A 12,384-nucleotide genomic window follows, 5' to 3' on the forward strand; every position below is an offset into this window, starting at 1 on the left:
ATGACGACCACCACCACCGCCCCCAGCACGGCGGAGACCGTCCTCGACGCACGCGGCGTCACGATGCGCTTCGGCGGCCTCACCGCCGTCCGCAACGTCGACCTGACCGTCCGCAGCGGCGAAATCGTCGGACTCATCGGCCCCAACGGCGCCGGCAAGACCACCTTCTTCAACTGCCTCACCGGCCTCTACATCCCCACCGAGGGCGAAGTCCGGTACAAGGGCACGGTCCTGCCGCCCAAGTCCTACAAGGTCACCGCCGCAGGCGTCGCCCGCACCTTCCAGAACATCCGTCTCTTCAACAACATGACGGTCCTGGAAAACGTGCTCGTCGGCCGCCACACCCGCACCAAGGAAGGCCTCTGGTCCGCCCTGCTGCGCCTCCCCGGCTTCCACCGGGAGGAGAAGGCCAGCCGCGAGAAGGCCATGGAACTCCTGGAGTTCATCGGCCTCGACAGCAAGGCCGAACACCTCGCCCGCAACCTCCCGTACGGCGACCAGCGCAAGCTGGAGATCGCCCGCGCGCTCGCCAGCGACCCCGGCCTCATCCTCCTGGACGAGCCCACCGCCGGCATGAACCCGCAGGAGACCCGGACCACCGAAGAGCTCATCTTCGCCATCCGGGACAAGGGCATCGCCGTCCTCGTCATCGAGCACGACATGCGCTTCATCTTCAACCTCTGCGACCGGGTGGCCTGCCTCGTCCAGGGCGAGAAGCTCATCGAGGGCACCGCCAGCGAGGTCCAGGGCGACGAGCGCGTCGTCGCCGCCTACCTCGGGGAGCCCTTCGAGGGCGCCCCCGGCGCCGAAGAGGTCGCCGAGGTCGAGGCCGCGGAAATCGACGTCGCCGAGGCCGTCGCCGCGGACGCCGAAGCCGCCGAGGCCGAGGCCTCCGAGGCCGAAGCCGCGGAGGCCGAGGCCGAGGCGCACAGCACCACCCGCACGGACGGAGAAGCCAAGTGACCGCACTCCTCGAGGTCGAGGACCTCCGCGTCGCCTACGGCAAGATCGAAGCCGTCAAGGGCATCTCGTTCAGCGTCGACGCCGGCCAGATCGTCACCCTCATCGGCACCAACGGCGCGGGCAAGACGACCACGCTGCGCACCCTGTCGGGCCTGATCAAGCCGCGCGGCGGCCAGATCAAGTTCAACGGGAAGTCGCTGAAGAAGGTGCCCGCGCACGACATCGTCGCGCTCGGACTCGCCCACTCCCCCGAGGGGCGGCACATCTTCCCGCGCATGACGATCGAGGACAACCTCCTCCTGGGCGCCTTCCTCCGCAAGGACAAGGAAGGCATCCAGCAGGACGTCCAGCGCGCCTACGACCTCTTCCCCATCCTGGGAGAGCGTCGCAAGCAGGCGGCCGGCACGCTGTCCGGCGGCGAGCAGCAGATGCTGGCCATGGGCCGTGCGCTCATGTCCCGGCCGAAGCTGCTGATGCTGGACGAGCCCTCGATGGGCCTCTCGCCGATCATGATGCAGAAGATCATGGCGACTATCGCCGAGCTCAAGGCACAGGGCACCACCATCCTGCTGGTCGAGCAGAACGCCCAGGCGGCGCTCTCGCTGGCCGACCAGGGCCACGTGATGGAGATCGGCAACGTGGTCCTGTCGGGCCCGGGCCGCGAGCTCCTGGTCAACGAGGACGTCCGCAAGGCGTACCTCGGCGAGGACTGAGAAACGTGTGAGGCCCGCCTCCCCCCGGGGGGAGGCGGGCCTCACGCATGCCCGGGCACGGCGGGCGCACGGTGTGCGTGCGCGGCGCGGGCTCAGCCCTTGGCGGCGTTCTTCTTCTCCTCGGCGTCCTCGATGACCGCCTCGGCGACCTGCTGCATGGACATGCGGCGGTCCATGGAGGTCTTCTGGATCCAGCGGAAGGCATTCGGCTCGGTGAGGCCGTACTGGGTCTGCAGGATGCTCTTGGCCCGGTCGACGAGCTTGCGGGTCTCCAGGCGCAGGGAGAGGTCGGCGACCTCCTTCTCCAGCGCCTTCAGCTCGGCGAAGCGGGACACGGCCATCTCGATGGCCGGCACGACGTCGCTCTTGCTGAACGGCTTCACGAGGTACGCCATGGCCCCGGCGTCGCGGGCGCGCTCGACGAGGTCGCGCTGCGAGAACGCGGTGAGCATGAGCACGGGGGCGATGGACTCCGCGCCGATCTTCTCAGCGGCGGAGATCCCGTCCAGGACGGGCATCTTCACGTCGAGGATGACCAGGTCGGGGCGGTGCTCGCGGGCGAGCTCCACGGCCGTTTGCCCGTCACCGGCCTCGCCTACGACGGAGTACCCCTCCTCCTCGAGCATCTCCTTGAGGTCGAGACGGATGAGCGCCTCGTCCTCGGCGATGACGACGCGGGTCGTCAGCGGCGGAACGTGCGACTGGTCGGCGTCGGGCGTGGGCGTCGACTCGTGCTCGGCGGTCACGGGGGCTCCTCTATGCGGGGCTCTGCTGCTTGTATGAGCCTACCTAGCAGCGCAGACGCATGGTCACCCGGTACACTCCGACGTGCAACCCGGCCGGGTTGGTGGAATGGCATACACGGATGTCTCAAACACATCTGCCCGTGAGGGCTTGCGGGTTCGAGTCCCGCACCCGGCACAGCTGACACAAGCGGACGTCCACCTTCGCGTGAACGTCCGCCTTTCGCTACCCAGGGACACAGGCCGTGACGCAGGGTAGCGACATGGAACTCCACACTGCGGAAGTCCGCCATGCCGCACTTTCCCTGCTGCACACCGGCGCGGGGAACGCCGAGGTCGCCCGCCGCCTCGGCGTCCCACCGGGCACGGTCGGCTACTGGAAGCACTTGGACCGTGCAGCGCGCGGCGAGAGCCCCGGCCGCCACCGCACGGCCTGTCCGCGCTGCGATGACAGCCCCCTCGACACATCGGCCTACGCTTATCTGCTCGGCCTGTACCTGGGTGACGGCCACATAAGCCACTACTCCGCGCACCGTGTGCCCAACCTCATGATCACGTGTGATGACAACTGGCCCGGCCTGATGAGCGATGCCCAGCAGGCAATGGAGCGCGTATTCCCCTCCAACCGGGTCTGCCGGGTCCGCAAGACCGGGTGCCACAACGTGAAGGTGTACTCGAAGCACCTTGAGTGCCTGTTCCCGCAGCACGGACCAGGACGGAAGCACGAGCGGGCCATCGTGCTGGAAGCGTGGCAGCAGAAGATCGTCGACGCGCACCCCTGGGAGTTTCTCCGCGGACTCATCCACTCGGACGGATGCCGGGTCACCAACTGGACCACCCGCGTGGTGGCCGGCGAGCGGAAACGGTACGAGTACCCCCGCTACCTGTTCACCAACAAGTCCGACGACATCCGCAAGCTCTGCACCGACACCCTCACCCGCGTCGGCGTGCGGTGGACGGTGTTGGCGCGGGGCAGCGACCCGTTCAACGTGTCGATCGCGCGGAAGGAATCCGTCGCCCTCATGGACCTGCACATCGGGCCGAAGCACTGACCCGGGGATATTGATGTGCGGGCCATCCATGCTCACCGTAGAGTCGACGCCCGTGGAACCGCTCTCCGAGAAACAGATCCGCTCGTCCTTCGTGAACTGCACCAAGGGCGAGGCGTCGCGGCTGAGACTGCCGCTCGACTTCGCCGAACTGCCCTGGCAGGACCTGGACTTCCTCGGGTGGGTGGATCCGGGGGCGCCCCTGCGGGCGCACCTGGTGCTGCCCCGGGAGGAGGGCCCGCTGGGGATCTCCCTGCGGGTTCCCTCCGTGGGGCGGACGAGCGCGATGAAGTCCAGCCTGTGCCAGATCTGCCTGACGGGGCACGCCTCGTCCGGGGTCACCCTGCTCGCCGCCCCGCTGGCGGGTGCCCGGGGCCGTGAGGGGAACACGGTGGGCACGTACTTCTGCGCGGACCTCGCCTGCTCCCTGTACGTGCGCGGGAAGCGGCAGCCGAAGCTGCGTACGACGCGGTACGAGGAGTCGCTGACGGTGGACGAGCGGATCGCGCGGATGGCGGGCAACCTGGACGCGTTCGCGGCCAAGGTCGCGGCCGGCTGAGCGGTTACGGGAGGTTGCCGTCGCCGCCCAGGTTGGCGACGGTGCGGCGCAGGACGTCGATGGTGTGGGCGTAGGCGGCGTCGTCGATGCCTTCGCGCATGCGGGCGTGGACCAGGGCGGCGTGGTCCTTGGCGCGGCCGCGTCCCGCTTCTCCGGCTTCGGTGAGGGTCAGGGTGCCGTCGGCGGCTTCGGTGGTCCAGCCGCGGGCGGCGAGGTCGGCGTGGACGGCTTCGAAGTCGGTGTCCTGGTCGTCGTACGGGGCGAGCTTGTCGGTGAGGGCGGCGCGCTGCCAGGTTCCGGGGGCTCCGGCGATGTGGTTGAGGATCCACCAGTGGGGCTGGGTGAGGTTCTCCTCGGCGAGGGCGCCGCGGATGGCGCCGATGACCAGGTGGGCGGCGGTGCGGGTCCAGTGGCCGAGGGGCTGGGCGGCGAGTTGCTGCTGGGTGTACTCGTTGATCGTCATGCCGTGAACGTACGACCTCGACGTAGGTTGAGGTCAAGGCTTTGGTGACGGAGACGAAGGGGACCGCGTGATGAGTGAGAAGGCCCGGAAGCTGTTCGAGGCGCTGGATCTGGACGCGAACGGGGAGCTGACCCGTGTCGAGGTGATCTCGGCGCTGCGGTCGAAGGGGCCGACGCTGGCGGCGCGGGGGGATCTGCCGTTCTGGGGGGTGGGGGACGCGGACGCGTCGTCGGCGTTGTTCGACGCGGCGGATCAGAACGGGGACGCGGTGTTGTCGTTCGAGGAGTTCGCGGCCGTGGTCGACCGGCGGTTCGGCTGGTAGGCCGGTGCGCGGCCGGATACCGCGTCGGGCGGGTTCCCGACGCGGTGGGGGCGGCGGTCAGCGGACGGCGTCGCCGATGTGGTGGATGCGGACCAGGTTGGTCGATCCGGTGACGCCGGGGGGCGAGCCGGCGGTGATCACGACGACGTCGCCGGGGACGCAGCGGCCGATGCGCAGGAGTTCTTCCTCGACCTGGGCGACCATCGCGTCGGTGGAGTCGACGTGGGGGCCGAGGAAGGTTTCGACGCCCCAGGTGAGGTTGAGCTGGGAGCGGGTGGCGGGGTCCGGGGTGAAGGCGAGGAGCGGGATCGGCGAGCGGTAGCGGGAGAGGCGCCGGACGGTGTCGCCGCTCTGGGTGAAGGCGACGAGGAACTTCGCGTCGAGGAAGTCGCCCATCTCGGCGGCGGCGCGGGCGACGGCTCCGCCCTGGGTGCGGGGTTTGTTGCGGTCGGTGAGGGGCGGGAGGCCCTTGGCGAGGATGTCCTCTTCGGCGGCTTCGACGATGCGGGACATCGTGCGGACCGTTTCGACGGGGTACTTGCCGACGCTGGTCTCGCCGGAGAGCATCACGGCGTCGGTGCCGTCGATGACGGCGTTGGCGACGTCGGAGGCTTCGGCGCGGGTGGGCCGGGAGTTCTCGATCATCGAGTCGAGCATCTGGGTCGCGACGATGACGGGTTTGGCGTTGCGCTTGGCGAGTTTGACGGCGCGCTTCTGGACGATCGGGACCTGTTCCAGGGGCATTTCGACGCCGAGGTCGCCGCGGGCGACCATGATGCCGTCGAAGGCGGCGACGATGTCGTCGATGTTCTCGACGGCCTGGGGCTTCTCGACCTTGGCGATGACGGGGAGGCGGTGGCCTTCCTCGTCCATGATGCGGTGGACGTCCTCGATGTCGCGGCCGCTGCGGACGAAGGAGAGGGCGATGACGTCGGCGCCGATGCGCAGGGCCCAGCGGAGGTCGTCGATGTCCTTTTCGGAGAGGGCGGGGACGGATACGGCGACGCCGGGGAGGTTGAGTCCCTTGTGGTCGGAGACCATGCCGCCTTCGATGACGGTGGTGCGGACGCGGGGGCCGTCGACGGCGGTGACTTCGAGGGTGACGCGGCCGTCGTCGACGAGGATGCGCTCCCCGGTGGTGACGTCGGCGGCGAGGCCCTTGTAGGTGGTGCCGCAGGTGTGGCGGTCGCCTTCGTGGTCTTCGACGGTGATGGTGAACTCGTCGCCGCGTTCAAGGAGTACGGGGCCTTCGCGGAAGCGACCGAGGCGGATCTTCGGGCCTTGAAGGTCGGCGAGGATGCCGACGCTGCGGCCGGTCTCGTCGGAGGCCTTGCGTACGCGCTGGTAGCGCTCCTCGTGTTCGGCGTAGGTGCCGTGGCTGAGGTTGAAGCGGGCGATGTCCATCCCGGCTTCGACCAGGGCTTTGATCTGGTCGTATGAGTCGGTGGCGGGGCCCAGGGTACATACGATTTTCGCTCGGCGCATGAGGCGAGCGTATTCCCCTACCAACGGGTAGGTAATCGCTTCCAGGTGTCCACTCAACAACCTTTGGGAAAAACGTTGTTGACAACTGTTGAATGTGCATGGGGGTGCTCTGATGAGCACCCCCATGGGCGTGCTGTCAACGGTTCCTCAGAGCTGCGGCGGGGTCATCGTGAAGCGGGCGTTCACCTGGGCGTAGACGGTCTGTCGCTGGGGTTCGAGGTCGATCGGCGGTGCGCCCGCGTCCTCCGTGGCGCTGAAGGCCATGGTGCGCATGCCCGCGCCGGGGGCCGACGCCTGGAAGGGGACGGCGTTCTCCGCGCCCAGGTCGGCGAGTTCGACGAGGGCGGAGAGGCGGGCGCCGAGGGCGTCGGCGTACTCGCGGGCGCGCTGGACGGCTTCGAGCACGGCCTGCCGGCGGGCCTCGCCGTGGGCGGGCGAGGTGGGGCGCAGGGCCCACCAGGGGCCGTCGACCTGGGTGAGGTCGAGGTCGGCGAGGCGGGTGGTGAGTTCACCCAAGGTGGTGAAGTCGTTGAGCTCCGCGGTGATGTGCACGCGGCCGTGGTAGGCGCGGATCCGGTCGCCGCGGCCGTGGCGGGTCAGTTCGGGGCTGATGGAGAAGGCGCCGGTCTCCAGCTTCTCCACGGGGTCGCCGTAGCTCTTGACGAGGTCGAGGACGGCGTTGTTGCGCCGGGTCAGGTCGTCGAGCGCGGTGCGGCGGTCGGTGCCGCGGGCGCTCACGGTGATGCCGATGCGGGCGATCTCGGGGTCGACCTCGATGCGGGCCTCGCCGCAGACGGCGACACGGGGGACTTCCGGGGTTCCGTAGGGCTGGTGCGCTGCGTCCTGAGTCATGCCTTCCACTGTCGCACTGTCGTCCGTACGAGTGGGGTCATCGGATCGAAACCTGCTGGGGGTGTTGCGGCTTGTTACCGCTGGGTCAGAATCTACGCGCGTTGTTCACGCCTCAAAAGGGGAGATGGCATGCCGTTCGACCGCAGGACTTTTCTGGGCACCACGGCCGCGACCGGTGCGGCCGTGGCGTTGACGGGGGCCACGAGCACCCCGGCCGCCGCCCGTTCCGGGCCGCGGACCTACTCGTTCACCGTGATGGGCACGACCGATCTGCACGGGAACGTCTTCAACTGGGACTACTTCACGGACAGGGAGTTCGACGACAAGGCGCACAACGACGTCGGCCTGGCGAAGATCTCCACCCTGGTGAACCAGGTCCGGGAGGAGAAGGGCCGGTGCAACACGCTGCTGATCGACGCGGGTGACACGATCCAGGGCACCCAGCTGTCGTACTACTACGCGAAGGTCGACCCGATCACGGCGCGGCGGGGCCCGGTGCACCCGATGGCCCAGGCGATGAACGCGATCGGCTACGACGCGGCGGCGCTGGGCAACCACGAGTTCAACTACGGCATCCCGGTGCTGCGCGCGTTCGAGGAGCAGTGCGACTTCCCGCTGCTCGGGGCGAACGCGCTGGACGCGAAGACGCTGCGGCCGGCGTTCCCGCCGTACAGCATGCACCGGCTGCGGACGCCGCACGGTCCGGACGTGAAGGTGGCGGTGCTGGGGCTGACGAACCCGGGGATCGCGATATGGGACAAGGCCAACGTGCAGGGCAGGATGACCTTCCCGGGGCTGGAGGAGCAGGCGGCGAAGTACGTGCCGAAGCTGCGCTCGATGGGCGCCGACGTGGTGATCGTCTCGGCGCACTCCGGGTCGAGCGGGACGTCCTCGTACGGGGACCAGCTGCCGTACGTCGAGAACGCCGCGGGGCTGGTGGCGGAGCAGGTCCCGGGGATCGACGCGATCCTGGTGGGGCACGCGCACACGGAGATCCCGGAGTACCGGGTGAAGAACCGGGCGACCGGCAAGGACGTGGTGCTGTCGGAGCCGCTCAAGTGGGGTCAGCGGCTGACCCTGTTCGACTTCGAGCTGACGTGGGCGAAGGGCCGCTGGTCGGTGGCGAAGGTCGCGGCGAAGGTGCTGAACTCCAACGAGGTCGCCGAGGACCCGAAGATCACCGGGCTGCTGTCGGACGAGCACCGCAAGGTCGTCGCGTACGTGAACCAGGTGATCGGCACGTCCACGCGGGCGATGTCCTCGGCGGACGGGCCGGTCAAGGACGTGGCGATCATCGACCTGATCAACCACGTGCAGGCGGAGACGGTCAGGGCCGCGCTGGCGGGTACGGAGTGGGCGGCGCTGCCGGTGCTGTCGCAGGCCTCGTGCTTCTCCCGGACGGCGGCCATCCCGGCCGGGCAGGTGACGCTCAGGGACGCGGCGGGCCTGTACCCGTTCGAGAACACCCTGGAGGCGCGGCTGCTGACCGGCGCGCAGCTGAAGGACTATCTGGAGTACTCGGCGCGGTACTTCGTGCGGACCGCGCCCGGTGACGTGGTGGACCCGGCGAAGCTGACGAACGCCGACGGGATTCCGGACTACAACTACGACGCGGTGTACGGGTTCACGTACGACATCGACATCGCGCAGCCGGCCGGTTCGCGGATCACGGGGTTGTCGTTCGGCGGTGCGCCGGTGGATCCGGCGGCCCGGTTCGTGCTCGCGGTGAACAACTACCGGGCGTCGGGGGGCGGGAACTTCCCGCACGTGCCGCAGGCCCGGCAGGTGTGGGCGGACTCGGACGAGATCCGCAACACGATCATCCAGTGGGTGAAGGCGCGGGGGACGGTGGATCCGTCGGGGTTCGCCTCGGTGGACTGGCGGCTGACGCGGGCGGGCGTGCCGGTCTTCGGGGCCTGATCGTCCGTTCCGGAGGGCCGGGGCCCGCTTCGGCGGCGTCCCGGCCCTCCGGCGTGTGGCGCCTACGGGTGTTCGACGAGCGGGAGGAGTTCGCCGGCGGGCTGGGGCCGGGTGTGTTCGCGCTGGTCGAGGCCGAAGGTGGTGAACGCGGTGCGCGCCGGCTGGGGGTAGGGCTCCTTGCCGGTGAGGGTGTTGAGGATGGCGGCGCTGCGCCATGCGGCGAGGCCGAGGTCGGGGGCTCCGACGCCGTGGGTGTGGCGTTCGCCGTTCTGGACGAAGACGCTGCCGGTGACGCTGGGGTCGAGGACCATGCGGTGGCGGTCGTCGATGCGGGGGCGGCCGGAGGAGTCCTTGCGCAGGTACGGGTCGAGGCCGGCGAGGAGGCTGCCGAGGGGCCGTTCGCGGTATCCGGTGGCGAGGACGACGGCGTCGGTGGTGAGGCGGGAGCGGGTGCCCTGTTCGAGGTGTTCGAGGTGGAGTTCCACCTTCGTGGTGGCGACGCGGCCGGCGGTGCGGACGCTGACGCCGGGGGTGAGGACGGCGTCGGGCCAGCCGCCGTGCAGGGAGCGGCGGTAGAGCTCCTCGTGGATGGCGGCGATGGTCTCGGAGTCGATGCCCTTGTGGAGCTGCCACTGGGAGGGGACGAGGCGGTCGCGGACCGGTTCGGGCAGGGCGTGGAAGTACCGAGTGTAGTCGGGGGTGAAGTGCTCCAGGCCGAGCTTGGAGTACTCCATGGGCGCGAAGGAGGCGGTGCGGGCGAGCCAGGTGAGGCCTTCGCGGCCGGCGGGGCGGGCGCGGAGCAGGTCGAGGAAGACCTCGGCGCCGGACTGGCCGGATCCGATGACGGTGACGTGGGCGGCGCCGAGGATGCGTTCGCGGTGGTCGAGGTAGTCGGCGGAGTGGATGACCGGGACAGTGGGCGCTTCCGCGAGGGGACGCAGCGGTTCGGGGACGAACGGGGCGGTGCCGATGCCGAGGGCGAGGTTGCGGGTGTGGGTGCGGCCGAGGGCTTCGGCTTCGCCGTCGGCGTCGACCTGGGTGAAGTCGACCTCGAAGACGTCGCGTTCGGGGTTCCAGCGGACGGCGTCGACCTGATGGCCGAAGTGGAGTCCGGGGATGCGGCCGGCGACCCAGCGGCAGTAGGCGTCGTACTCGGCGCGCTGGATGTGGAACCGCTCGGCGAAGTAGAAGGGGAAGAGTCGTTCCTTCTGCTTCAGGTAGTTCAGGAAGCTCCACGGGCTGGCCGGGTCGGCGAGGGTGACCAGGTCGGCGAGGAAGGGGACCTGGAGGGTGGCGCCGTCGATGAGGAGGCCGGGGTGCCAGCGGAAGTCGCGGCGCTGGTCGTAGAAGGCGGTGGCGAGTTCGCCCGCCCCCTGCTGCGGCAGGCCGTGGGCGAGGGCCGCGAGGGACAGGTTGAACGGGCCGATGCCGATTCCGACGAGGTCGTGGGGCGCATCGAGGTGGGCGGTCATCGGTGGGTGCTGCCTTCCAGAAGGGCGACGAGGGTGTCCAGGTCCCCGGGCGTGGTGTGGGGGTTGAGCAGGGTCGCCTTGAGCCAGAGGCGGCCGTCGGCGCGGGCGCGGCCGAGGACGGCGCGGCCTTCGTGGAGGAGGGTGCGGCGCAGGGCGGCGAGCTGCTCGTCGTCGGCGTGGGCGGGCCGGAAGAGGACGGTGCTGATGGTGGGCGGGGCGTGGAGTTCGAAGCCGGGGTGGGCGTCGAGGCGCCGTGCGAGGTCCTCGGCCAGGGCGCAGGTGCGGTCGATGAGGCGGACGAGGCCGTCGCGGCCGAGGGATCGGAGGGTCGTCGCGATCTTCAGGGCGTCGGGGCGGCGGGTGGTGCGCAGGGAGCGGCCGAGGAGGTCGGGCAGGCCGGCTTCGGTGTCGTCGGTGGCGTTGAGGTAGTCGGCCTGGTGGGCGAGGGGGGCGAGGAGCGCGGCGTCGGGGACGGTGAGGAGTCCGGCGGCGACGGGCTGCCAGCCGAGCTTGTGGAGGTCGACGGTGAGGGACCGGGCGCGGTGGAGGCCGGCGAGCTTGGGGCGGTGGCGGGGGCTCAGGGCGAGGAGTCCGCCGTAGGCGGCGTCGATGTGGAGTTCGGCGCTGCCGTGCCGGTCGCAGAGGTCGGCGATCTCGGGGAGGGGGTCGATGAGGCCGGCGTCGGTGGTTCCGGCGGTGGCGGTGACGAGGACGGGTCCGGTGGTGGCGGCGAGGGCCTCGGCGAGGTCGGCGGGGTGGAGGGTGCCGGTGGGGGCCGGTACGGACACGGCGGGCGGGAGGCCGAGGAGCCAGGCGGCGCGGGGCACGGAGTGGTGGGCGTTGGCGCCGTGCAGGACGGTCAGGGCCGGGCCGTGGCGTTCGCGGGCGAGGAGCACGGCGAGCTGGTTGGACTCGGTGCCGCCGGTGGTGACGAGGGCGTCGGGGTGGGGGGCGTCCGGGTGGAACTCGGCGGCGAGGGCGCGGGTGAGGAGGGCTTCGAGGGCGGAGGCGGCGGGGGCCTGGTCCCAGGAGTCGAGGGAGGGGTTGAGGGCGCCGGCGGCGAGGTCGGCGGCGGCCGCGACGGCGAGCGGCGGGCAGTGCAGGTGGGCCGCGCAGAGCGGGTCGGCGGGGTCGGCGGCGCCGGCGGCGAGGGCGTGCACGAGGGTCCGGAGCGCTTCGTGGTCGCCGGTGCCGTACGCGGGGAGCACCTCGCCCACCGCCGCCCGGACCCGGGCGGTGACGGTGTCGGGCCCGCCGGCCGGGAGGGGGCCGCCGCGTTCCGCGGTGCCGGTGCGCAGGGCGTCGAGGACGGTGTCGAGCAGGGGCCGCAGGGCGTCGGGGCCGTGGTGGCCGCCGGCGAGCGGCGGCGGGGGCGGCGGCGGGGTGCGGGTGCCGGGCAGCGCCGTCATGCGGGGTCCCTCCGGTGGCTGGGCGGGTGGGCCGCGTCCGCGCCCGCCGAGGCGGGGCGGGGCACACCCGGCCCGTACAACGACCAGACCCGAACGGGGTAACCGCCGGGGTTTGTCCGGGGACGATTTTCAGCCGTGGCTTCCCGGGGGGGGGTACGGGTGCGCCGGGGGTGGGGGCCGGGGCCGGGTGGCGGGGGCGCCGGCCTGGTGCCGTGCGGGGTGCCGGGCCGCCGCGGGCGGGTGCGGGTGCCGGGCGCGGGGCGGGCGGGTGTGCCGGGCCGGGGACGGGTGCCGGGGGCCGGGCGGGCGGGTGCGGGGCCGGGGGCGGGTGCCGGGCCCGGGGCGGGCGGCCGCCGGGCCGCCGCGGGCGGGTGCGGGGGTCGCGGGCGGGTGCGGGGGTCGCGGGCGGGTGCCGGGGGCCGGGCGGGGCGCTG

At 71.1% G+C, this 12,384-nt stretch carries 12 protein-coding genes and 1 tRNA gene; 7 read left to right on the forward strand and 6 right to left on the reverse strand.

The window, feature by feature from the left end:
* Together ACFWW8_RS00775 and ACFWW8_RS00780 are read left to right on the forward strand one after the other, a co-directional pair.
* The gene (locus ACFWW8_RS00775) at positions 1-963 is read left to right on the forward strand and encodes an ABC transporter ATP-binding protein (protein WP_386521755.1); all 963 of its coding nucleotides are present in this window, start codon (positions 1-3) and stop codon (positions 961-963) included.
* The gene (locus ACFWW8_RS00780; protein ID WP_267722255.1) at positions 960-1,676 is read left to right on the forward strand and encodes an ABC transporter ATP-binding protein; all 717 of its coding nucleotides are present in this window, start codon (positions 960-962) and stop codon (positions 1,674-1,676) included. Before ACFWW8_RS00775 ends, ACFWW8_RS00780 begins: the two co-directional genes overlap by 4 nt.
* Before the next feature lie 92 nt (positions 1,677-1,768).
* On the opposite strand, the gene ACFWW8_RS00785 is transcribed toward ACFWW8_RS00780, so the two are convergent.
* Positions 1,769-2,422, reverse strand: a complete 654-nt coding sequence (locus ACFWW8_RS00785; RefSeq protein WP_386521758.1) for an ANTAR domain-containing response regulator — start codon at positions 2,420-2,422, stop codon at positions 1,769-1,771.
* A 92-nt stretch (positions 2,423-2,514) separates the two neighbouring features.
* Here ACFWW8_RS00785 and ACFWW8_RS00790 point away from each other — a divergent pair.
* The 3 genes from ACFWW8_RS00790 (at position 2,515) to ACFWW8_RS00800 (ending at position 4,027) form a co-directional block, all read left to right on the forward strand.
* Positions 2,515-2,597, forward strand: a tRNA-Leu gene (locus ACFWW8_RS00790).
* Positions 2,598-2,682: 85 nt separating this feature from the next.
* Positions 2,683-3,471, forward strand: coding sequence for a helix-turn-helix domain-containing protein (locus tag ACFWW8_RS00795; RefSeq protein ID WP_386521761.1), 789 nt, complete (start codon positions 2,683-2,685; stop codon positions 3,469-3,471).
* 52 nt (positions 3,472-3,523) lie between these two features.
* Positions 3,524-4,027, forward strand: a complete 504-nt coding sequence (locus tag ACFWW8_RS00800) for an FBP domain-containing protein (protein WP_386522199.1) — start codon at positions 3,524-3,526, stop codon at positions 4,025-4,027.
* Between the two features lie 4 nt (positions 4,028-4,031).
* Here ACFWW8_RS00800 and ACFWW8_RS00805 read toward each other — a convergent pair whose 3' ends face one another.
* On the reverse strand, positions 4,032-4,490 hold the full coding sequence (locus tag ACFWW8_RS00805) for a MarR family transcriptional regulator (protein WP_386521764.1): 459 nt from the start codon (positions 4,488-4,490) through the stop codon (positions 4,032-4,034).
* Positions 4,491-4,560: 70 nt separating this feature from the next.
* Here ACFWW8_RS00805 and ACFWW8_RS00810 point away from each other — a divergent pair, with 70 nt between their 5' ends.
* Positions 4,561-4,812, forward strand: a complete 252-nt coding sequence (locus ACFWW8_RS00810) for an EF-hand domain-containing protein (RefSeq protein ID WP_386521767.1) — start codon at positions 4,561-4,563, stop codon at positions 4,810-4,812.
* A gap of 57 nt (positions 4,813-4,869) precedes the next feature.
* Here ACFWW8_RS00810 and pyk read toward each other — a convergent pair whose 3' ends face one another.
* Together pyk and ACFWW8_RS00820 are read right to left on the reverse strand one after the other, a co-directional pair.
* On the reverse strand, positions 4,870-6,297 hold the full coding sequence (gene pyk / locus ACFWW8_RS00815; protein WP_386521770.1) for a pyruvate kinase: 1,428 nt from the start codon (positions 6,295-6,297) through the stop codon (positions 4,870-4,872).
* Positions 6,298-6,444: 147 nt separating this feature from the next.
* Positions 6,445-7,149 (reverse strand): SIMPL domain-containing protein, encoded by a 705-nt coding sequence (locus tag ACFWW8_RS00820; protein ID WP_386521773.1) that lies wholly within the window; start codon positions 7,147-7,149, stop codon positions 6,445-6,447.
* A gap of 129 nt (positions 7,150-7,278) precedes the next feature.
* Between ACFWW8_RS00820 and ACFWW8_RS00825 the strand changes: the two genes are divergently transcribed.
* On the forward strand, positions 7,279-9,069 hold the full coding sequence (locus ACFWW8_RS00825; protein ID WP_386521774.1) for a bifunctional metallophosphatase/5'-nucleotidase: 1,791 nt from the start codon (positions 7,279-7,281) through the stop codon (positions 9,067-9,069).
* Between the two features lie 62 nt (positions 9,070-9,131).
* On the opposite strand, the gene ACFWW8_RS00830 is transcribed toward ACFWW8_RS00825, so the two are convergent.
* Positions 9,132-10,541 carry a lysine N(6)-hydroxylase/L-ornithine N(5)-oxygenase family protein gene (locus ACFWW8_RS00830; RefSeq protein ID WP_386521777.1) on the reverse strand — a complete coding sequence of 470 codons (1,410 nt, stop codon included), beginning with the start codon at positions 10,539-10,541 and terminating at the stop codon, positions 9,132-9,134.
* On the reverse strand, positions 10,538-11,950 hold the full coding sequence (locus ACFWW8_RS00835) for a pyridoxal phosphate-dependent decarboxylase family protein (RefSeq protein ID WP_386521779.1): 1,413 nt from the start codon (positions 11,948-11,950) through the stop codon (positions 10,538-10,540). Before ACFWW8_RS00835 ends, ACFWW8_RS00830 begins: the two co-directional genes overlap by 4 nt.
* Between the last annotated feature and the right edge of the window lie 434 nt (positions 11,951-12,384).

It is taken from the genome of Streptomyces sp. NPDC058701, from assembly GCF_042715295.1.
In the GTDB taxonomy this organism is placed as follows: Bacteria; Actinomycetota; Actinomycetes; order Streptomycetales; family Streptomycetaceae; genus Streptomyces.

Bases quoted from the DNA above. Each gene is read 5' to 3' on its own strand.
- pyk (WP_386521770.1), bottom strand. From the start codon at position 6,297: ATGCGCCGAGCGAAAATCGTATGTACCCTGGGCCCCGCCACCGACTCA.
- ACFWW8_RS00775 (WP_386521755.1), top strand. From the start codon at position 1: ATGACGACCACCACCACCGCCCCCAGCACGGCGGAGACCGTCCTCGAC.
- ACFWW8_RS00825 (WP_386521774.1), top strand. From the start codon at position 7,279: ATGCCGTTCGACCGCAGGACTTTTCTGGGCACCACGGCCGCGACCGGT.
- ACFWW8_RS00805 (WP_386521764.1), bottom strand. From the start codon at position 4,490: ATGACGATCAACGAGTACACCCAGCAGCAACTCGCCGCCCAGCCCCTC.
- ACFWW8_RS00795 (WP_386521761.1), top strand. From the start codon at position 2,683: ATGGAACTCCACACTGCGGAAGTCCGCCATGCCGCACTTTCCCTGCTG.
- ACFWW8_RS00830 (WP_386521777.1), bottom strand. From the start codon at position 10,541: ATGACCGCCCACCTCGATGCGCCCCACGACCTCGTCGGAATCGGCATC.
- ACFWW8_RS00820 (WP_386521773.1), bottom strand. From the start codon at position 7,149: ATGACTCAGGACGCAGCGCACCAGCCCTACGGAACCCCGGAAGTCCCC.
- ACFWW8_RS00810 (WP_386521767.1), top strand. From the start codon at position 4,561: ATGAGTGAGAAGGCCCGGAAGCTGTTCGAGGCGCTGGATCTGGACGCG.
- ACFWW8_RS00835 (WP_386521779.1), bottom strand. From the start codon at position 11,950: ATGACGGCGCTGCCCGGCACCCGCACCCCGCCGCCGCCCCCGCCGCCG.